At 59.0% G+C, this 19,515-nt stretch carries 21 protein-coding genes; 10 read left to right on the top strand and 11 right to left on the bottom strand.

Going from position 1 to position 19,515, the window contains the following annotated elements; translation table 11 throughout:
* The first annotated feature begins 138 nt into the window (after nucleotides 1-138).
* The 3 genes from NW828_RS10225 to NW828_RS10235 are packed head-to-tail and all read left to right on the top strand — an operon-like array spanning nucleotide 139 to nucleotide 2,734.
* Nucleotides 139-1,053, top strand: a complete 915-nt coding sequence (locus tag NW828_RS10225; RefSeq protein ID WP_414383669.1) for an ABC transporter substrate-binding protein — start codon at nucleotides 139-141, stop codon at nucleotides 1,051-1,053.
* Between the two features lie 46 nt (nucleotides 1,054-1,099).
* The gene (locus NW828_RS10230) at nucleotides 1,100-1,936 is read left to right on the top strand and encodes an ABC transporter permease (protein ID WP_414343731.1); all 837 of its coding nucleotides are present in this window, start codon (nucleotides 1,100-1,102) and stop codon (nucleotides 1,934-1,936) included.
* Nucleotides 1,937-1,945: 9 nt separating this feature from the next.
* Nucleotides 1,946-2,734, top strand: coding sequence for an ABC transporter ATP-binding protein (locus tag NW828_RS10235; RefSeq protein WP_414383649.1), 789 nt, complete (start codon nucleotides 1,946-1,948; stop codon nucleotides 2,732-2,734).
* On the opposite strand, the gene purU is transcribed toward NW828_RS10235, so the two are convergent.
* From purU to NW828_RS10250, 3 genes are all read right to left on the bottom strand, one after another.
* Nucleotides 2,735-3,565 (bottom strand): formyltetrahydrofolate deformylase, encoded by an 831-nt coding sequence (gene purU, locus NW828_RS10240; RefSeq protein WP_414383671.1) that lies wholly within the window; start codon nucleotides 3,563-3,565, stop codon nucleotides 2,735-2,737.
* A gap of 293 nt (nucleotides 3,566-3,858) precedes the next feature.
* The gene (locus NW828_RS10245; RefSeq protein WP_414383651.1) at nucleotides 3,859-4,119 is read right to left on the bottom strand and encodes a hypothetical protein; all 261 of its coding nucleotides are present in this window, start codon (nucleotides 4,117-4,119) and stop codon (nucleotides 3,859-3,861) included.
* Between the two features lie 3 nt (nucleotides 4,120-4,122).
* Nucleotides 4,123-4,467, bottom strand: coding sequence for a TatA/E family twin arginine-targeting protein translocase (locus tag NW828_RS10250; protein ID WP_011434012.1), 345 nt, complete (start codon nucleotides 4,465-4,467; stop codon nucleotides 4,123-4,125).
* A 228-nt stretch (nucleotides 4,468-4,695) separates the two neighbouring features.
* Here NW828_RS10250 and secA point away from each other — a divergent pair, with 228 nt between their 5' ends.
* On the top strand, nucleotides 4,696-7,569 hold the full coding sequence (gene secA, locus NW828_RS10255; protein WP_414383653.1) for a preprotein translocase subunit SecA: 2,874 nt from the start codon (nucleotides 4,696-4,698) through the stop codon (nucleotides 7,567-7,569).
* Nucleotides 7,570-7,585: 16 nt separating this feature from the next.
* Here secA and NW828_RS10260 read toward each other — a convergent pair whose 3' ends face one another.
* A complete protein-coding gene (locus NW828_RS10260; RefSeq protein ID WP_414331417.1) occupies nucleotides 7,586-8,506 on the bottom strand; it encodes a TIGR01777 family oxidoreductase in 921 nt (306 codons plus the stop codon).
* A gap of 347 nt (nucleotides 8,507-8,853) precedes the next feature.
* On the opposite strand from NW828_RS10260, the gene NW828_RS10265 reads away from it, so the two are divergent.
* A complete protein-coding gene (locus NW828_RS10265; RefSeq protein WP_238376986.1) occupies nucleotides 8,854-9,390 on the top strand; it encodes a hypothetical protein in 537 nt (178 codons plus the stop codon).
* Between the two features lie 11 nt (nucleotides 9,391-9,401).
* On the opposite strand, the gene hemB is transcribed toward NW828_RS10265, so the two are convergent.
* Both hemB and NW828_RS10275 read right to left on the bottom strand, forming a co-directional pair.
* Nucleotides 9,402-10,388 carry a porphobilinogen synthase gene (hemB, locus tag NW828_RS10270; protein WP_011434019.1) on the bottom strand — a complete coding sequence of 329 codons (987 nt, stop codon included), beginning with the start codon at nucleotides 10,386-10,388 and terminating at the stop codon, nucleotides 9,402-9,404.
* A 25-nt stretch (nucleotides 10,389-10,413) separates the two neighbouring features.
* Nucleotides 10,414-11,373, bottom strand: a complete 960-nt coding sequence (locus tag NW828_RS10275) for a lysophospholipase (protein WP_414383655.1) — start codon at nucleotides 11,371-11,373, stop codon at nucleotides 10,414-10,416.
* 386 nt (nucleotides 11,374-11,759) lie between these two features.
* Here NW828_RS10275 and NW828_RS10280 point away from each other — a divergent pair, with 386 nt between their 5' ends.
* Entirely contained in the window at nucleotides 11,760-11,876 is a 117-nt protein-coding gene (locus NW828_RS10280; RefSeq protein WP_011434021.1) for a photosystem II reaction center protein I, read from the top strand.
* A 293-nt stretch (nucleotides 11,877-12,169) separates the two neighbouring features.
* Here the strand turns inward: NW828_RS10280 and NW828_RS10285 are convergent, their stop codons facing one another.
* Both NW828_RS10285 and NW828_RS10290 read right to left on the bottom strand, forming a co-directional pair.
* Nucleotides 12,170-12,610 carry a hypothetical protein gene (locus tag NW828_RS10285; RefSeq protein ID WP_414383657.1) on the bottom strand — a complete coding sequence of 147 codons (441 nt, stop codon included), beginning with the start codon at nucleotides 12,608-12,610 and terminating at the stop codon, nucleotides 12,170-12,172.
* Nucleotides 12,611-12,790: 180 nt separating this feature from the next.
* Nucleotides 12,791-13,423, bottom strand: coding sequence for a biotin transporter BioY (locus NW828_RS10290; RefSeq protein WP_414383659.1), 633 nt, complete (start codon nucleotides 13,421-13,423; stop codon nucleotides 12,791-12,793).
* Between the two features lie 35 nt (nucleotides 13,424-13,458).
* On the opposite strand from NW828_RS10290, the gene NW828_RS10295 reads away from it, so the two are divergent.
* Nucleotides 13,459-14,307: an inositol monophosphatase family protein gene (locus NW828_RS10295; protein ID WP_414383661.1), complete on the top strand. Its 849-nt coding sequence runs from the start codon at nucleotides 13,459-13,461 to the stop codon at nucleotides 14,305-14,307.
* Here the strand turns inward: NW828_RS10295 and NW828_RS10300 are convergent.
* Complete coding sequence (locus tag NW828_RS10300) at nucleotides 14,292-14,894, bottom strand: thioredoxin family protein (RefSeq protein WP_414383663.1); 603 nt, start codon at nucleotides 14,892-14,894, stop codon at nucleotides 14,292-14,294. The two genes, NW828_RS10295 and NW828_RS10300, sit on opposite strands and share 16 nt — an antisense overlap.
* Nucleotides 14,895-15,068: 174 nt before the next feature.
* Here NW828_RS10300 and NW828_RS10305 point away from each other — a divergent pair, with 174 nt between their 5' ends.
* The 3 genes from NW828_RS10305 (at nucleotide 15,069) to NW828_RS10315 (ending at nucleotide 18,981) form a co-directional block, all read left to right on the top strand.
* A complete protein-coding gene (locus tag NW828_RS10305) occupies nucleotides 15,069-15,881 on the top strand; it encodes a TatD family hydrolase (RefSeq protein ID WP_414357510.1) in 813 nt (270 codons plus the stop codon).
* Between the two features lie 225 nt (nucleotides 15,882-16,106).
* Nucleotides 16,107-18,605, top strand: a complete 2,499-nt coding sequence (locus NW828_RS10310; RefSeq protein ID WP_414383665.1) for a GAF domain-containing protein — start codon at nucleotides 16,107-16,109, stop codon at nucleotides 18,603-18,605.
* A 4-nt stretch (nucleotides 18,606-18,609) separates the two neighbouring features.
* The gene (locus NW828_RS10315) at nucleotides 18,610-18,981 is read left to right on the top strand and encodes a DUF309 domain-containing protein (protein WP_414383667.1); all 372 of its coding nucleotides are present in this window, start codon (nucleotides 18,610-18,612) and stop codon (nucleotides 18,979-18,981) included.
* Between the two features lie 23 nt (nucleotides 18,982-19,004).
* Here NW828_RS10315 and NW828_RS10320 read toward each other — a convergent pair whose 3' ends face one another.
* Together NW828_RS10320 and NW828_RS10325 are read right to left on the bottom strand one after the other, a co-directional pair.
* Nucleotides 19,005-19,166, bottom strand: coding sequence for a hypothetical protein (locus NW828_RS10320; RefSeq protein ID WP_011434030.1), 162 nt, complete (start codon nucleotides 19,164-19,166; stop codon nucleotides 19,005-19,007).
* Between the two features lie 91 nt (nucleotides 19,167-19,257).
* Nucleotides 19,258-19,347 (bottom strand): cytochrome b6-f complex subunit PetN, encoded by a 90-nt coding sequence (locus tag NW828_RS10325; protein ID WP_244349857.1) that lies wholly within the window; start codon nucleotides 19,345-19,347, stop codon nucleotides 19,258-19,260.
* Nucleotides 19,348-19,515: the final 168 nt, after the last annotated feature.

The following is a 19,515-nucleotide window of genomic DNA, read 5'->3' on the forward strand; positions in this document are numbered from 1 at the left end:
TCTAAAAAAACCAACTTCATCCTCTTTCCTCTATAAATTATTCTCTCTATCCTAACATAAGATCAACACGACCTAGGGTTGTTGCCCACCCTTTTGCTGGGAAGCTCCTCTCCCGCTCTGGCCCGACCCCCCATTCAGATGGGCTACAGCAATTGGGCAGGTTGGTGGCCGTGGGCTATTGGAGAAGAAGAGGGCATTTTCAAGAAAAATGGGGCCAACGTGCAGTTGCGCTGGTTCGATGGCTACATTGAGTCGATGGAAGCCTTTGCCGCCGGACAACTGGATGCCAATACCCAAACCCTGAACGATACGCTCTCCTTCGCGCCGAAATCTGTGAATGGTCAGGTGGTGGTGCTGGTCAACGACAACTCGGCAGGCAACGACAAGATCATCGTCCGGGAAGGGATCAACACCATTGCCGACCTAGTGGGTAAGCGGGTGGCTGTGGAAGAAGGCGTGGTGGATGACTTTCTGCTGACGCTGGGGCTGGAGCGGGAGGGATTTTCCCGCGACGATGTGATCATTGTGCCCTTGGAAACCGGAGCCGCCGCCGCTGCTTTTGCTGCCGGTCAGGTGGATGCGGTGGGAGCCTTTCCGCCCTTTTGGTTGACAGCCCTGGAGCGCCCTGGAAGCAAGGAGCTGTTCTCTTCGGCGGAGTTCCCAGGGGCCATTCCCGATTTGTTGGTGGTCAGCCAAAAATTGATTGACGAGCAGCCGGATCAGGTGCAGGCTTTGGTGAATAGCTGGTTCGATATTCTGAAGTTCATGGAGGAGAACCCGCAGCGAGCCGACGAAATCATGGCCAGACGTGCCGGTGTCACCCCAGAGGAGCTGCAACTGTTCAAAGATGGCATTCGTTTCTTCACCATAGAAGACAACCTAAAAGCCTTCAGCCTCGGCGAGGGAATGCAGCACATGCCCTATGCGGCCAGACAAATGGTGGACTTCATGGTGAGAGTGGGCTTCATCTCGGAGGGGCCCAAGGATCTGGAGGCATTGTTCGATGACCGCTTCGTTCGCGCCTATGCCGAGTCGGTGGGTGTTAGACGGTGAGAGATATCCGGGATCCCTTCATGGGCCACCAGTGAGGTAAGGTACGATGCTGACTGCTCCGGCTGAATCGCCTCCACCCACCCGCCCCAGTCTGCCCCCGACGGTGTTTTGGCGCATTGCCGAAGAGATCCCGCGCCCCTTGGCCTTGCTGCTGACGGCGCTATCGGTGCTGGTGCCTTTCGGCTTGTGGTGGGGCCTATCGGTCTCGGGGTGGGTACCGCCGCGTTTTTTGCCTTCTCCCCCTTCGGTATGGGCGGCCCTGCTGCGCCTGTGGCGAGACGGCCTGCTGTGGAAGGATACCTTGGCCAGCTTCAGTCGGGTTAGCAGCGGTTTTCTGTTGGCAGCAGTGGTGGCGACCCCCATCGGCATTGCCATGGGCACCTTCGCCAGCATCCGCGCCTTGATCGAGCCGATTAGCGGCATCTTTCGCTACATGCCCGCTCCTGCCTTCACCCCGCTGTTGATTATTTACTTGGGTTTGGATGAGGCCCCCAAGATCGGGTTAATTTTCATCGGCACCGTTTTCTTCAACATGCTGATGATCATGGATGCGGTGAAGTTCATTCCCAAAGAGCTGATCGAGGCCACCTACACCTTGGGGGGGCGGCGCTGGCAGGTGTTGCTGCAGGTGATCACTCCATACATCACCCCGAACATTCTCGACACCTTCCGCGTCAACATGGCTGCCTCTTGGAACTTGGTGGTGGTGGCAGAATTGGTGGCCGCCAATGAGGGTTTGGGTAGGCGGATCCAGCTAGCCCAGCGCTTCTTTAGAACCGACGAGATTTTTGCGTGCTTGATTGTGTTGGGGCTGATCGGCTTTCTGCTGGATTGGCTGCTGCGACGCTTGGTACGTTTGACCTGTCGTTGGGCCTTTTTATGAGGTGGTGTCGTGCATTTGGAAGTGGTCGGCCTGAGCAAATCCTTCCCCACCCGTCGTGGACCTATCTTGGCTCTGGATGGGGTGAATTTGCATGTGGAGTCGGGGGAGTTTGTCTGTGTGGTGGGGGCTTCCGGCTCTGGTAAAACCACCCTACTGCGCCTAATTGCCGGGTTGGAGCAGCCTAGCCGAGGATCCATCAGCGTCGATGGGGAGCCGGTGATTGGGCCGGGAGCGGATCGGGGAGTCGTGTTCCAGTCCTACACCCTCTACCCCTGGATGACCGTGGCGGAGAACGTCGGCTTTGGCCTGAAATTGCAGGGGGTAAAACGGCAGGAAAGGGAAGCCCGTGTGGATTATTTTCTGGAGATCGTCGGTCTAGAGCGTTTTGCTAAGGCCCTGCCCAGGCAACTTTCGGGCGGTATGCAGCAGCGGGTGGCCATTGCCCGAGCTCTGGCGGCCCAGCCGAAGATTTTGCTCATGGATGAGCCTTTTGGCGCTTTGGACGTGCAAACCAAGGAGACGATGCAGGAGTTTTTGCTGGATCTCTGGCAGCGCACGCGCACCTCAATTTTGATGATTACCCACGATGTGGAAGAGGCCGTCTTTCTGGCCCAGCGCATCTATGTACTCACGTCCCATCCTGGGCGGGTGAAACGGGAGCTCCGGGTTGATTTCCCCAGTCGGCGCGACTACAGCCTCAAGCGCACTTCTTCTTTTCAGGAGGTGAAGGACGAGATCTTGGCTCTCCTACGAAACCAGAAAGGGATCCCGTTGAGCGACGCTGCGCCCGCGGGCTGATCAGGCAAACACCACCGTTTTGTTGTGGTATACCAGCACCCGATTCTCCAGGTGATACCGCACTGCCCGTGCCAGGACCAGGCGTTCCATGTCGCGGCCTTTGCGGACGAGGTCGGCAACGGTATCGCGGTGACTGACCCGCACCACGTCTTGCTCGATGATCGGCCCTTCGTCCAGATCTTCGGTGGCATAGTGGGCAGTCGCGCCGATGATCTTCACCCCCCGTTGATGGGCGCGGTGGTAGGGGTTGGCTCCGGCAAAGGCGGGCAGGGTGGAATGGTGAATGTTGATGACCGGCGGGGCTTGGCGGAGCAGCGACCCACTCAAGACCTGCATGTACTTGGCCAACACCACCAGGTCAATTCGATATTCCTGCAGGAGAGCGAGCTGACGGGCTTCGGCTGCGGCTTTGCCCTCTGGAGAAACGGGGATGTGGTAGTAATCGATACCGAAGGAGCGGGCCACCGATTCCAGGTCGGGGTGATTGCTGATGATCAAGGGGATCTCGGCGGGCAGTTCTCCCGCCCTTTGCCGCCAGATCAGATCCAAAAGGCAGTGGCTTTGCTTGCTGGCCCACAACGCAATGCGACGGCGAGTGTCGGAAAAATGCAGTTCCCAGTTGGCTTGGATCCCACGGGCAATACCCGAAAAGGCGGGGACAATTTCCCCTCGCTCCAGTTGGAAGCCCTCCAAGTCCCACTCGATGCGGCTCAAGAACAGTCCTGCCTCGGGATCCGTATGGTGATCGGCGTGAATGATGTTGCCGCCGTAGCTGTAGATGAAGCTGGAGAGCTTGGCTACCAGCCCTTTTTGATCAGCTAGAAATTGCAGGAGCCCCGCACTGTACCCGTAGACTCAGTGTCGGGAGGAATGCTATAATCATTCTGCGGACACCAGAAACGGTTGTTCAAGGCACTGGTAACGGTCGATTGGGGCTGCTGTAAACCAGCCCAGAGGCTCGCGGTTGGCTTGCTAACTGCAGGGCTACTAAAAGCCCGCTCCGTACCGCTTAGACGGTTGGTGTCGGGTAGTTTACGGCAAGATACCAACAGGGTGGCACTGGGCATCGGTAGACAACAGCCTCAACTTTGTGGGGACTGGCTCTCCCCAAGAGCAATCCATTCTCAATCTACCCGGTTGATCTCTTCCAATAGCCAGGGATCCACCGGCTGGTCATCCCAACGCTTCAAGTCGATGCGAATCCACATCGCCGCAGAAGAGCCGGCAGGGGGCAGTTCCTGGTGAAACGAGATCTCATAGTCAGACGGGTTTTGGCCATGCTGCCGCAGCCAGGTCTCCACCTTAGCAGGAGCAAAGTAGGACTGCCCTTGCTCGAACAGGCGCGTGATTTCCAGGCCGAAGCAAAGGGGGTTGAAGCGGGCCATAGGTTAGGCAGCGTCTGCTGTTTGAGCGTCGTCGGCTGCGGATGGGGGGGGAGCCATCTCTGAGGTGGGTGTATCGGCTGTGGCGACCGACTCGGCTTTGGGCTCAGCCGCGGCTGCTGTTCGGGAAGCCTTGGGAGTGGCAGCAGCCGTTGTCCCGCGGGTGGCTTTCTCCAGCTCTTGGGCCTCTTTGTTCAGTTGCGCCTCGAACTCTCTGGAAGCATCCTGCAGGCTGCGCAGGGTTTTGGCCAGCGTGCGACCAATCTCCGGCAGTTTGCGGGGCCCAAAAACCAAGAGAGCCACCGCAAAGATGACCAACATTTCCGGCAGTCCAACACCCAAAAAATTCATGAGCCTCGGCAGAGTACGGTTTGGTCGGGATCCCTTCGCCTCCCTAGAGTGACATTTCCTTGCCGCGGACTGCAAGTAACTGCCGGCTCTCCTCATCCATTCTGATGGCTTTGGTTGGCTTTGGTGTTCTCCTCTCAGCTCATCTGGGCCCACCTCTCCCTGGCCGGCCAAATCAAAATGGTAAGATTGCATCATTAATCAATGTTCTTCATTGGCCTAGGCTTGCCCATGCTCCAAACCCTACAAAAGCTCCTCGGGGATCCTAACGATCGGAAGATCCGGCAGTACCGTCCTGTCGTCAAGTTGATCAACTCGCTGGAGATCGAGATCGCCTCTCTTTCGGATGCGGAGCTCAAGGCCAAGACCACAGAGTTTCGCCAGCGCTTGGACAGGGGAGAATCTCTGGACGATCTCTTGCCGGAGGCGTTTGCCGTGGTGCGGGAGGCCGCCAAGCGAGTTTTGAACTTGCGCCATTACGACGTACAGCTCATCGGCGGCATGGTGCTGCACGAAGGCCAGATTGCCGAAATGAAAACCGGTGAAGGGAAAACCCTGGTCGCCACCCTGCCCGCCTATCTCAACGGTCTCACCGGGAAAGGGGTTCACATTGTTACCGTCAACGGCTACTTGGCCCGTCGGGACTCGGAGTGGATGGGACAAGTGCATCGTTTCTTGGGCCTGACGGTTGGTCTGGTGCAAGAGGGCATGTCGCCCGAAGAAAAGCGCCGCAGCTATAACTGCGACATCACCTATTGCACCAACAGCGAGCTGGGCTTCGACTACCTGCGGGACAACATGGCCACCGACATCAAAGAGGTGATGCAACGGCCCTTTAACTACTGCATCATCGACGAGGTGGACTCAATCCTTATCGACGAGGCCCGCACTCCCCTGATCATCTCCGGTCAGGTGGCTCGCCCCTCCGAAAAATACCTGCGGGCAGCCCAGGTGGCGCGGGAGCTGATCCGAGATGAACACTATGAGGTGGATGAAAAAGCCCGCAACGTCATCCTTACCGACGAGGGGTTTGAAGCCGCCGAGCGGTTGCTGGGAGTCTCTGACCTGTTTGATCCCAAGGATCCCTGGGCGCACTTTGTCTTTAACGCGGTGAAGGCCAAAGAGCTCTTCATCAAGGATGTCCACTACATCGTCCGCAATCAAGAGGTGGTGATCGTGGACGAGTTCACCGGGCGGGTGCTCCCCGGCCGCCGCTGGTCTGATGGGCTGCACCAGGCGGTGGAGGCCAAAGAGGGGGTGCCGATTCAAAGCGAGAGCCAAACCCTGGCCACCATCACCTACCAAAACCTTTTTCTGCTCTATCCCAAGCTTTCCGGCATGACGGGCACGGCCCGCACCGAGGAGGCCGAGTTCGGCAAAACCTACAACCTAGAAGTCACGGTGATCCCCACCAACCGACCCATCCGCCGCAAAGATGCCCCCGACTTGGTGTACAAGACCGAAAGGGGCAAGTGGCAAGCGGTTGCCGAGGAAATTGCCCACATGCACGCCCAGGGGCGCCCCGTCCTTGTGGGCACCACCAGCGTGGAAAAATCCGAACGCCTCTCGGCCATGCTCAAGGAAATGGGGATCCCCCACAACCTCCTCAACGCCAAGCCAGAAAACGTGGAGCGGGAGGCGGAGATCATTGCCCAGGCGGGGCGAAAAGGCGCTGTAACCATTGCTACCAACATGGCCGGTCGAGGCACGGACATCATCTTGGGAGGCAATGCGGAGTACATGGCCCGCCTCAAGCTGCGGGAACGGCTGATGCCCAAGCTGGCTCAATTGGACGCCGACAACCCCTTGGGATCCGTTCAGATGGTGGGACGGGGGGGTGGCCAGGGATTTGGTGGGACAGCACCCAAGCCGAAAAAATCCTGGACGGTGGGCTCCACCAATTTTTACCCCTGTGAGCTGTCGGCCCGCACCAACCAAGCTTTAGACGAAGTGGTGGCAGCAGCCGTGACCAAGTATGGGCTGAACCGTCTGCCAGAGCTGGTGGTGGAGGATCTCATCGCAGTAGCTTCCGAGAAAGCGCCGGTGCAGGATCCGCTAATTTTGCAACTGCGGGAGGTTTACAACAGCATCAAAGCCGAGTACGAAAAAATTACTGAGGCCGAGCACGAAGAGGTGGTGAGGCTGGGGGGCCTGCATGTGATCGGTACGGAGCGCCATGAATCCCGCCGTATCGACAACCAGCTGCGGGGCCGCGCCGGGCGACAGGGGGATCCCGGCTCCTCGCGGTTTTTCCTCAGCTTGGAAGACAACCTGCTCAAGATTTTCGGTGGCGAGCGGGTAGCCAAGCTCATGGACATGTTCCGGGTGGAGGAGGATATGCCCATCGAGCACCCGCTGCTCAGCAGCAGCCTGGAGAATGCGCAGAGAAAAGTGGAAGTATACTACTTCGACATGCGCAAGCAGGTGTTCGAGTATGATGAGGTGATGAACAACCAGCGGCGGGCCATCTACTCAGAGCGGCGGCGCATCTTGGAGGGGGAAAACCTCAAGACCAAGATCCTTGACTATGTGCGCAAAACCGTTGGCGAGATCGTGCGAGCGCATGTCAACCCAGAGCTGCCCCCGGAAGAGTGGGAAATTGACAAGCTGACCGCCAAGATGCAGGAGTTTGTGCCGCTCCTGAAGCAAAACCTCAAGGTTGAAGACCTGCAGGATCTCTCCTACGAGCAGATCTTGGACTACCTGATCAAGCAGGCAGAACTGGCCTATGAGGCCAAAGAGGCTTTTCTGGATACCTTTGAGCCCGGTTTGATGCGCAAGGCGGAGCGCTTTTTCCTGTTGCAACAGGTGGACACCCTCTGGCGGGAACACCTGCAGCAGATGGAGGCGCTGCGGGAAGCTGTGGGCCTGCGAGGCTACGGTCAGAAGGATCCCCTGATCGAGTACAAGAACGAGGGCTACGAGCTGTTCCTGGAGATGATGGACAACATCCGCCGCAACACGGTGTACAACCTATTCATCTTTACTCCCCAGATTGTGCAAGTGCCCCAGGCATCGCGACCGGCTCCGGCACCCACTGCGGCTGCCAGCCCTGATCCCAGCTCTGCTTCAGGGGTGGTGGAAGCCGATTTCACGGAAGAATAATTGGCGTAGAGAGAAGTCAGCGGGGGAGGAGGATCTGTCGTAATGCCTCTTTCAGTTGTGGGTACTGGAAGGTAAAGCCCATCTGCAAAGCCGCTTGCGGGATCACTTTCTGCCCCGTCAAAACCACTTGAGCTGCCTCGCCCAACAGCAGTTCCAACGCCAGCTCCGGCACAGGCAACCAAGAGGGGCGACCCAAGACCTGGCCTAAGGTTCGGCAAAACTCTTCCATCTGCACCGGGTTGGGAGCGGTGGCGTTGAACACTCCGGATCCCTGCTCCAGCAGGAAGCAGACCAAGCTCACCCAATCCTCGCGGTGGATCCAAGACAGCCATTGTTTGCCGGAGCCGATCGTTCCGCCGATAAAGAACTGAAAGGGGGCCAGCATCTGCCCCAGCGCTCCTCCATCCGGCCCCAACACAATCCCCGTGCGCAGGATGGCCAAACGGATCCCCAATTCCTCAACCGGCCGGGCGGCAGCTTCCCAGGCCTGACAGACTCCTGCCAGAAAATCTTGGGCTGGGGGATCCGTCTCTGTTAAGGGTTCTCCTGCCGGATGGGATCCGTAGTAACCCACCGCCGAGCTGCTGATCATCACCTGGGGCTTTTGGTTGAGGGAGGCGAGGGCTTGGACAAGGGCCTGGGTGGTTTCCACACGGCTACGACGGATTTCTTTTTTCTTGGTCTCTGTCCAGCGAGAAGAAGCCAAAGGCTCTCCGGCCAAGTTGACAATCCCCTCGTACCCTTCCAGGGCGGCTGCCCAGGCTTGCGGTTGGTAGGGATCGTAGGGCAGCAGCTTGAGGTTGGGGGATTCCCCCAAAATGCGGCGGGCCTGCTCCAGGCGGCGGGTCAAGACCAAAACCTGATCCCCTTGCTCCAGCAGACGGGCCACCAAGCGACGCCCGATAAAACCACTTCCACCCGTGATGACAATGCGCATGATGTGGATCCGACTTGCATCTGCACAAGCCCTGTGCCGCCCTTGTCCTTTGAACGGTGCAGAGCCTTTCCGCTATTCGAACCTCTAGCCTAGCGCGTTTCCTGTCCCGCGTTGGCCATTGCCTGGGATCCCGCCATCCGTTTGCTGAGCTTGGCGAAGTGGCAGAGCCCAAGAAAGCCCAAGAATAAAAATGTTTTGCGGCAAAGCCTGACACACCTGGAAAAATCGGCTTCAATAGGCCCTAGCTGCGCTTCTTGGCAGCAGAGGTGGTTCATCGTCCCCCTATTTTCTTCCCTTCACCCGTGACACCCAGGTCTTCTTCCCGTACCCCGGCTCGCCACGTGTCTATGCGTGCAGAGCAGGTTGCTGGGCCGCGGCTGGACATCTCTGTTGCTCCACGAGTGCATCGCTCCCAAGGGCAGGGATCCCTGGTTCGGGCAGGGTTTCCCTCCTCTCTCCCAATTTCCGGTCGGCGGACGATCCCTGTCCAGCGCTCCCGCCGGCGCGGACGGCAAGAACCTGGCCACGAGCCTCAAGTCTGGGAGATGGCCTGTCACATCGGGGTGAATGTCTTGTTTACGGCGGCTGCCCTCAGTGGTTTGTATCGCCTCTTGCCGGTGCAGTTGGCTCAGCACCACCGGCTCCAGGTTCTGGAGCGGCATATCGAGGTCTTGTCCACTCGGATTTCTCGGCTGCAGGAGGGGGTGGATCGGGGTATGGATCCCTTGCAGCAGGAGGCCCTGATCAAGGAACGGCTGAATCGGGTGCCACGCAATCAAATTCAGGTGCGTTTGGTGGATCCCAGTACCTGGGTGGCGGACGACGAGAAGAACACCCACCCTTCCTGGATCGGGCAGTCCACCCAGCCGTCTGCCAGGCCGTAGGCTGCCTCTGCCTAGGCTTGTTTGAGAAGCAAGGCCACCTCTTTGGCAAAGTAGGTGAGGATGATATCGGCACCGGCCCGCTTCATGGCCAGCAGCGATTCCAACATCACTTTTTTGCCGTCGATCCAGCCCTTTTGTTCGGCGGCTTTGATCATGGCGTACTCGCCGCTGACGTTGTAAGCGGCCACGGGCAGATCCGTTGATTCCTTGACTCGGTAGATGATGTCCAGGTAGGCCAGGGCCGGCTTCACCATCACCATGTCCGCCCCCTCGGCTTCGTCCAGCTCCACTTCCTTGATGGCTTCCCGAGCATTGGCGGGATCCATTTGATAGCTTTTCTTGTCTCCCGATTTGGGCGCGGATCCCAGGGCATCGCGGAAGGGGCCGTAGAAGGCAGAGGCATATTTGGCGGAGTAGGCCAGGATCGCCACATCGGTGTAGCCTTGGTCATCCAGGGCCTCCCGAATGGCACCGACACGACCGTCCATCATGTCCGAGGGGGCCACAATGTCGGTTCCCGCCTCTGCTTGGGAGAGGGCTTGCTTGACCAAAACTTCCACCGTCTCGTCGTTGAGGATCACCCCATCCCGCACGATGCCATCGTGGCCATCGCTGTTGTAGGGATCCAAGGCCACATCGGTTACCACCAAAATCTCGGGAATTTCCTGTTTAATCCGCCGCACCGCCCGCTGGATCAAGCCCTCTGGGTTGAAGCACTCCTGCCCGGTGGGATCCTTTTTCTCTTCCGGCACCACCGGGAACAGGGCCACCGCCGGGATCCCCAGTTGAGCGGCTTCTTCCACCTCCTTTAGCAGCAGGTCTAGGGTGTAGCGGTAGCAGCCGGGCATCGACTCCACTTCCTGCCGCTGGTTCTCCCCCTCCATGACAAACAGGGGATAGATCAGATCCTGCACCCGCAGGTGGGTTTCCTGCACCATCTGGCGGAAGGCCTCTGTGCGCCGCAGCCGACGGGGACGGTAGATCAGGTCTTGGCTCATGAGAGCAGGGGGAAAGAGGGCGTTTCTATTTTGCCATGAGGTCGGTAGGGGCTGAGCTGGTCGTTGGGCGAGGGGCGACATCCGGGGCAGAGGGGAAATGCCGGGCCAGCCAGCGGTGGAGGGTCTCTTTTACCGCTTCGGCTTGGCAGTCGTGTAAAAGATCGTGGCGGGATTGGGGAAAATCGTGGATTTCTCCCTGGGGCAGCCGACGGGCAAAATCCACAGCTCCGGCAGGATTGACGACGATATCGGCAGAGGTGTAAAGCAGCAAAACCGGCAGGCGGAGCCGATGGGCTTGGTCGAGGCAGCGCTGTCCACTGCGCACCAGTTCGGCTGTGAATCTGGCCCGCGTCACACCGCACATGTAGGGATCCGCCGCAAAGGCGGCTTGCTGCTCGGGTAGGGAAGTCACCCGCGCTGGCTCGTAGAGGCCAGTTAAGGCCAGCTGGGGAGCAACCCTGTCCAAAACTTGCAAAAGGGCGTGGGTCAAAGGGGTGAAATAGTGGTCGATGCGAAAAGCCGGAGAGATGAGAACCAGGCCCTGCACTTGGTCGGGATGGGCGAGGGCATATTCCGTAACCCAGTTGGCCCCCGCGCTGTACCCGCACCAGATCTGCGGGATCCCTTTCTGCGGCCAGACCTGCTGCGTGATCCTCTCCAGATCCGCTTGATATTGGCTGAAGCGGTCGATCCAGCAGCGGATCCCGCCGGAGCGACCAAATCCCCGCATGTCAGGCGCCAAAACCTCCCACCCTTGAGCAGCCAACTCGCCGGCCAAAGGGCAAAACCCGCCGCCGTGATCCCCTTTACCGTGCAAAAGCAACACCCGTCCGCAAGGGGATCCCTGGGGCCAGTGGTGCAGAAAAGCTGGGATCCCATCGGAAAGCGGCAACTCCTGAGGCCGATAGATCCCCGACGCAGTTTGCGGCTGAGCTCCCGACCGCCCATCCAGAGCCTCTAAGTCACCTAACCGATCAAAAGGCATGGGCAAATCCAACACACGTCCGGCAAGACCCGGCAAAGCCACAAATCCTATCTTCCTATGTCCCGGTCGCCCGCGAGCGCTGCCGCCGCTGAGGAGTTGCAATCTTTGTTTCCAGCCCAGCATATTTCTTAACAATCTCTGCTCTTGCCGGGGATCCCCGACATGCCGGGCTTTGCAGCCTTTTCTGAGGATGGGATGAAAGGATCTCTCGGGGGGAGACTGGGGCCATTTGCGGGAAAAAGGCCCTCTGAGAGGTATGATGTTGTGAAGAAGTTTTGCGGGGTCTCAGGTTTGACGGGATCCCCTCTCTGGGGTGGTTCACCCTTGTTTTACGATTGCCTTATCGCTTCATCAGTTCACTCAGTCGGAAACGGGTTGCTGAAACTATGCTGTTACTGAAAATCTCTGTTTACGCGGTTGTCATCTTTTTTGTGGGGCTTTTTGTGTTTGGTTTTTTGAGCAACGACCCCTCCCGCAACCCCAACCGTCGAGACCTGGAGTAGGGGATCCCGCCTTGGGCAGCTTGCGAACTCCAGTGATAACTGGCTCATCGCTTGAGGGAGCATGCCTCTGGCCCTGTTTTTGCCGAACCTTGCTGGTTGCCCTAGCTATGGGAGAACGGATGCCCAGGGAGCTCCTGCTGGCGGGGTAGCGACAAAGTTGCTGCTGGTCATGGGTTGCAGCAGCGGTGAGCGAGATTCAGTCTTGTTGCAACTCCGTCCCGCTGGCACGACCTGTGGCGGCCATTCCCCTCTGGAGTGAATGGCCTCGCCTCAAAGCTGGCAACTCGGCTGGCTCACTGGAAGGCGGTAATCAGCAATGTCTGGGATCCGGAGCGATTCTGTTGGTCAAACGCGGTAATCCGGAACTGCCAAACGCCGATGGGATCCCCGAGGGCAACGCGGAAATCGGTACTGAAGCTACAAAAGGTGGCCCCAGGGTTACAGCCGGCCTGCTGTGGGCTGAAGAATTCCCTTTGCACGCGCACGCCGCTGGGGTTGAAAGTTTCCAGCTCGATGAACTGCGTTGGACGAGCACCACCCGGCACACTCACCTGCACCGTAAAAGCCGGCGTGGAGGTGCCCACCCGCACCGAGGTGGGCGCATTGATAAACGAAACCGTTGGGCCTTGGGGTGGGGGCAGGATCGAACCCCCTGAGCTGCCGCCATCTCCACAGGCAGCCAGCCCGGTTGCCAAAAAGCCGGTGGCCAAAAGGATCAGAGCAGTCCGTTGCATCCCGCAGTTCCTCACGCAAACCCATCCATCCTGGCAAGACTTGACCAGAATCTGTACCACCGCTTGAGCGGCACAGCTCTAAGTTACTTTTCTAAGTTACTTTCTGCCTCTGCAGCTTGAGAAAAGATGCGCCCCGACCCAAATCTGCATGGGCCTTTGCGCACAGTTGGTTCCTCCGCTTCAGAGCAGCAGCAAGCGCCGCAACAGCAACGCTATCACCGCAACAAAGCTGGCCACGATGATCTGTCCCGGCAGAGTATAGCCGGAGTAAAGCCCTATCAACCTCAGCAACTCCCCATTCCAGGGTTGCGTGGCCAAAAGGTAGAGAATCCCGGTCAGGTGAACCAAGGCCAAAGCCACCAAGCTGCCGGATCCCAACTCTTGGAGGCCCACCGGGGAGTCAGGGATCCCTCCTGCCAACCGCTTCCCATCGACAGCACGTTGGCGGGCCAGAGGAGAAGGGGGTGGATAGGGATCCCGTTGCCGAAAAGCAATTGTCCCGCAGGCCCAAGCTCCCGGCAAAAACCCCAGCAAGTAGCCAAAGGCGGGCTGGTACAGGTACTGCCATCCTCCCCCTTGGGCAAACACCTGTAGCCCTGCCAGCCCCAGCCCCAGATAGACGATCTGGGCGCACACCGCTGCCACCGGCCCCGCCAAACAAGCCGTCAGCAACACGCCCCCGATTTGCAGCGAGAAGCTGTATCCCCCCAACCCAGGCAGCTCCGGCGGAAAACTCAAATGGGTCAGGGTGCCCAAAATGGTCAGGATTACCCCAATCGCCGTCCAGAGCCATTCCAGAGGAGTTAAGAGCAAGCCAGACCGCATAAACCGAGAGGAAATTTTTCCCTATGCTAAGAAAGGGAAGGGGCAGATGGGGTGGGCAAAAGGTGGTCAAGGCAGAGTGGATTGAACTGGCCCAGGCCCTGGCCGATGCTGCCGGAGCGGTGATTCGCCCCCTGTTTCGCGGAGAACTGCAAGCCGAATACAAAGAGGCCCGCTCCCCAATTGTGACGGTGGCCGACCGGGAGGCAGAGCGAGCTATGCGGGCTTTGCTCATGGCCCAAGTGCCAGAACACAACATCCTTGGCGAAGAGTTTGGTTTTCACCAGACGGGATCCCTCTACACTTGGGTTCTGGATCCCTTGGATGGCACCATCGCCTTTTCCACCGGCAAGCCCACCTTTGCTACTCTGATTGCCCTCTTGGAAGAAGACCGCCCCATTTTGGGCATCATCGATCAGCCGGTGTTGCGGGAACGCTGGCTGGGGGTGCGGGGACAACCCACCCAATGGATGACCCCCTCTCACCGACAGGCTGCTCAAACCAAGGCCAATACCGACCTCAGCCGCGCCTACTTGAGCTGTACCACCCCTGATTTGTTCACCCAACCCGACCAACAACGGTGCTTCCAGGGGCTCAGCCAAGCAGTTCACATTACCTCCTATGGGGGCGATGGCTACCAGTACGGCCTGCTGGCCAGCGGCTGTGTGGATCTGGTGATGGAGTGTGGCCTTGCCCTCTACGATTTTGCTGCCCTTGTGCCGGTGATTGAGGGATCCGGTGGCGTGATTACCGATTGGCGAGGGGATCCCTTAACCCGCACCTCCACGGGAGAAGTGTTGGCGGCAGCCAACCCCAGCTTGCATCGACAGGCCCTGGCCGCGATTCAAAAAAGCGGGATCTACCCACCGAAATAAGCACCACCGAAATAAGCAGGCTCATTGCCAGGTTTCCACTTGATGTTGCAGCCCAGGCTGGGTTTTTGGTCGGGATCGATGGGCTTGCCGGCCAGAAGGTTATCCAGCGCCGCCCGCAAATCTTTGCCCGTCACCGGCACATCGGTCAGGCTGGGACGGCTGTCGTCCAGTTGACCACGATAGACCAACTTGCGATCCGCGTCGAACAGGAAAAAGTCAGGGGTGCAGGCAGCGGTGAAGGCTTTGGCCACCTCTTGGCTTTCGTCGTAACAGAAGGGGAAGGTAAAGCCCAAGGTCTCGGCCATCTTCTTCAAGTTCTCTGGGCTGTCATCCGGGTATTTCTCCACATCGTTGGCGCTGATGGCTACAATGCCGACGCCGCGATCCTTGTAATCTCTGCCAAGGCGGGCCAGCTCCTCTTGCACGTGCTTCACATAGGGACAGTGCTGGCAGATGAACATCACCAGCAGGGCCGGCTTGTCGGCAAAGGTGGAGAGGGAGATGGTTTGGCCGCTCACCACATCCGGTAGGCTGAAGTCAGGGGCTGGGGTGCCCAAAGGCAGCATGGTTGAGGGGGTACGGGCCATAACAAACCTCCAGCGTAAGGTTTCCTCAATCATTGTGGATCATCCTGCCCCCCCAGGAGCCGTCGCAAGGGGAGCTCGCCGGCAAACGGGAGCGCCAGAAGGGATCCCAAGCAGGCCGGGGACAGCTTTTACAATTGGATAAGGTTGGCAACACGATTGTTGGGGAGCTGAGCCTTGAGCACCGCCGTCTTACCTGCTGCTCCTTTGGTGGATACTCACGTCCACCTCAACTACCCCGATTTTGCCGCGGATCTGCCCCAGGTGGCCGAGCGCTGGCGTCAGACGGGGATCCGGCGTTTGGTGCATTCTTGTGTAACACCAGCAGAATTCCCCCAGTTGCAGGCCATTGCCGACCAGTATCCGGAAGTATTTTTGTCGGTGGGGCTGCACCCTTTGGAGGCGGGCCAGTGGCAGCCCGATTTGGCCGAAAAGATCGCCCACCTGGCCGCCAGCGACGAGCGAGTGGTGGCTATCGGGGAGACGGGCCTGGATTTCTACAAGTCCAACCCGGCGGATATCGAGCGGCAAAAAGAATCCTTCTGGGCCCAGATTGCCATTGCCCAAGCGCAGGATCTGGCGTTGATCGTCCATTGCCGCGAGGCGGCAGCAGCCACCTACGCCATCCTCAAGGAGGCCATGGCCACGGGGGGGCCAGTGCGGGCGGTGATGCATTGCTGGAGCGGATCCCCGGAGGAGACGCGGCTGTTTGTCGAGCTGGGCTGCTACATCAGCTTCAGCGGCATTGTTACTTTCAAGAATGCCGAGACTGTCCGCCGGTCGGCCTTGGAGGTGCCCCTATCCCAGCTTTTGGTGGAAACCGATTGCCCTTTTCTGGCTCCCACCCCCTTCCGCGGCAAACGCAATGAGCCGGCCTATGTGCAGCGGGTGGCCCAAACCTTGGCGGAGCTGCTTGGGATCCCACCGGAAAAACTGGCAGAAGAAACCAGCCAAAATGCCGCTCGCCTGTTTCAGCTGCCTCTCCTCTAGCTCTGCTTTCCGAGGGCGCGGGTGGACCGTAGGCCATTCCCGACCCTAGATCTCACCCGATCTCAGACGATTCCAACCCGGGAAACCCTGGGTTGCCATTTTTAACTTTTTCTTTAACTTTTCTTTTCAACTCCGACTGCTCTTCTCAAGGGCATCCTATGCTGGAAAAAAGGAATGTATTTCTAGATGCTCTCCGCTAATTCCAGGGGCTAGGGGCTTGCAACTATGGATACTGAAACGTGGGCTGCCGCAGCTCGACCCAGCCGAGATGCCCTCATCAACCGCATCACCCACCAGATTCGGCAATCCCTGGAGCTGGATCAGATCCTGAGGGCGACGGTGGAGGAGGTGCGCGCCTTTTTGGGTACGGATCGGGTGAAGGTGTACCGCTTCGACCCGGAAGGGCATGGGACGGTGGTGGCGGAAGCACGAGGCGGGGAGCGGCTGCCCTCGCTCTTGGGGCTGACTTTTCCGGCAGGGGACATTCCCGAGGAGGCGCGGCGGTTGTTTCGCCTAGCTCAGGTGCGGGTAATTGTGGATGTGGAGGCGCAGAGCCGTTCCATCAGCCAGCCGGAGTCTTGGGGGTTGTCTGCTAGGGTTCCTCTGGGCGAGCCGCTGCAGCGGCCCGTGGATCCCTGCCATGTTCACTATTTGAAATCCATGGGGGTGGCCTCTTCCTTGGTGGTTCCCCTCATGCATCATCAAGAGCTTTGGGGGCTGTTGGTCTCCCATCATGCTGAGCCTCGTCCCTACTCCCAAGAAGAGCTGCAGGTGGTGCAGTTGCTGGCGGATCAAGTTTCCATTGCCATTGCTCAGGCGGAATTGCTGGAGCAAGCGCGGCAAAAGGCGCAGCAGGAACGCCTCATCAACCAAATTGCTGCTCTAGTTTACTCGCCCCTACACCCGGAGACGACCTTGACTACGGTGCTGGAGCAGCTTGCTGCCGGTTTGCAGGGGATCGGGGCGCGGCTGCGGATCCACTTTATGGGCGCAGACACCCTCTGTTGTCATGGTGTGCAACCCCCGGCAAGCTACGACACCTGGCTACAGGAGCAGCTCGGAAGGGCCGGAGGAGCGGGGGGCTGGGTGAAGATGTGGTCGCTCTCCCACTTGGAGAAATGGCCGGAGCTGCAAGAGCAGATGAAGCAGACACCCATTCGTGGCCTGCTGGTGGCCCAGCTCGCCTGGAATGACCAGCCGGTGGGCTGGCTGAGCGTGTTTCGCGGGGCCGTTTACCAAGAAACCCACTGGGCGGGCTACCGTTGGTTTACCCAGGGGGATCCCAGACAAGAACTGCCTTTGATCTCTTTTGCTGCCTGGCGGGAGCTGAAAATTGACGAGCCTAAGGCTTGGTCAGCTGCAGAGCAAGAGCTGATGAGTCGGGTCGGGGTACATTTGGCCCTGTCCATTACGCAAAATCAGCTTTACCGGCAGTTGCAAACCCTCAACGCCCGTCTGGAGCAGGAGGTGCAGGAGCGGACGGCGGCCCTGCAGCGATCTCTGGCTATGGATGCCCTCTTGCAGCGGGTCACCGACCAGGTGCGCAGCAGTTTGGAGGAAGCCCAGATCCTGCGGGCAGTGGTGCAGGAGTTGGCTCTGGGGTTGCCCATTCAAGGTTGCGATCTCTGTCTCTACGATTGGGCATCTGGCCAGGCGACGGTGCGCTATGAATACACCTCTGCTCTACCACCTGCCGGTGGGATCACCCTGACCCTGGCCGACTACCCCGATCTTTACCGGCACCTGCAAGAGGGTCAAGCGGTGCAATTCTGCCACTTGCCTGGGCAGGGCTGGATCCCCCGTCGGGAAGGGCTGACCCTGCTGGTGTGCCCGCTGCGGGATGACCAAGGGGTGCTGGGGGATCTCTGGCTGGCGAAGCCGGCAGCCGAGTGCTTTGATGAACTGGAGGTGCAGGTGGTGCAGCAGGTGGCGGATCACTGCGCCATTGCCATCCGCCAGGCCCGCCTCTACCAGGCTTCTGTGCAGCAAATTGGTGAGCTGGAGCGCCTCAACCGCCTCAAAGATGATTTTTTGAGCACCGTCTCCCACGAGCTGCGCACCCCCATCACCAACATGAGGATGGCCATCCAACTGCTGAAAACCGCCCGCGCCCCCCAAAAACGAGAGCAATATCTCAAGATTTTGGAGCAGGAGTGTGAGCGGGAGGCGGAATTGGTGAACGACCTGCTGGATCTGCAGCGGTTGGAGCAGGGATCCAAAACGCTCCATCTGGAAGAAGTGCCGCTGGCAACCTGGCTGCCCAGCGTGCTGGAGCCGTTTCTACAGCGGGCCCAGGCCAACCAGCAACGGTTGCAGTGGCAGATTGCGCCAAATGTGGGCAAGGTGCTCACCGATCGGGGCGGCCTGGAGCGGGTGGTGCAGGAGCTGGTCAACAACGCCTGCAAGTATACTCCCCCAAGGTGCAACATCTGGGTAACAGCGCAGCGCTCTGGCCCGCAGCAGGTGGAAATTCGGGTGATCAACGAGGGAGTAGAAATTCCCCACAGCGAGTGGGAGCGCATCTTCGAGAAGTTTTACCGCATTCCCAGCGGGGATCCCTGGAAACGAGGCGGCACCGGCCTGGGCCTGGCTTTGGTCAAGCAGTGGATGCAGCGGTTGGGGGGCAGCGTCTCAGTGGAGAGCTCTCAAGGCAAAACCTGCTTTACCCTGGTGTTGCCGCAGGGATCCCTGCCTGTGCAGACATCCCCCCTGGCCTGTGCCTAGCGACATGAGCGACGCCCCCTCAGAAGCGCTGCGTCTGGCCGCCGAGCAGTTTAACCGGGGGGAATTTTACGCCTGCCACGACACCCTAGAGGCCCTGTGGATGGAAGCAGTGGATCCAGAGCGGCGTTTTTACCAGGGTCTATTGCAGACGGCAGTGGCCTACTATCACCTGCAGAACGACAATCGCCGTGGCTGCATGATCCTGCTGGGGGAAGCTAACCGCAAGCTGGCGGACTTTCTGCCCACCTACGCCGGATGGGATGTGCAAGCCCTGTGGCAGGCTAACCAGGGCATCCTGCGGCATCTTTCTCAACTGCAACCCCAGGATCCCCTGCCTTACCTGGCCATCCCCACCCTGAGTTGGGTTGAAGACTGACCTGAGCAGGCCCAACAGCGGCGCTAGCGCTTGGAGCGACGGGCTTTGCGCTCAACTTCGTTGCGTCGCCGCCGATCCCGCCAGTCGATGAAGGTAATGTAGCCAACGCCCAGGGTTACGGCTGTCAACAGCAAAAAGATGCTTCCGTAGGCGATGCGGGCGACCAAGGGAAGATCGGTTTCCATGGTGTGAGCGGGGGTAACCCCGTCAATATCGGCGGCAGGAACAACAAGATGAATGCAAGATGGATGTGAGGCTCAATCCAGGCATGACAAATTACATGCCGTTGCGCCCCCAGACCACCAGGGCAATGGAAAGAACGAAGAAGGTGGGGACGGCAATCCAGCCAAGGGTGATGATGTCCATAGGTCTAGCCCAGCTAAAGAGGGGTTATCTCGAGGTGATCCCATTTTACGAGAGGAGATCCCTTGTCAACGGACATCTACGAACACCTGTTTTCAGCTAGAAATCGCAGGAGCCCCGCACTGTACCCGTAGGGTCAGTGTCGGGAGGAATGCGGAAGTTATGATAGAA

It is taken from the genome of Synechococcus sp. W55.2 (genome assembly GCF_047461635.1).
Lineage (GTDB): Bacteria > Cyanobacteriota > Cyanobacteriia > Thermostichales > Thermostichaceae > Thermostichus.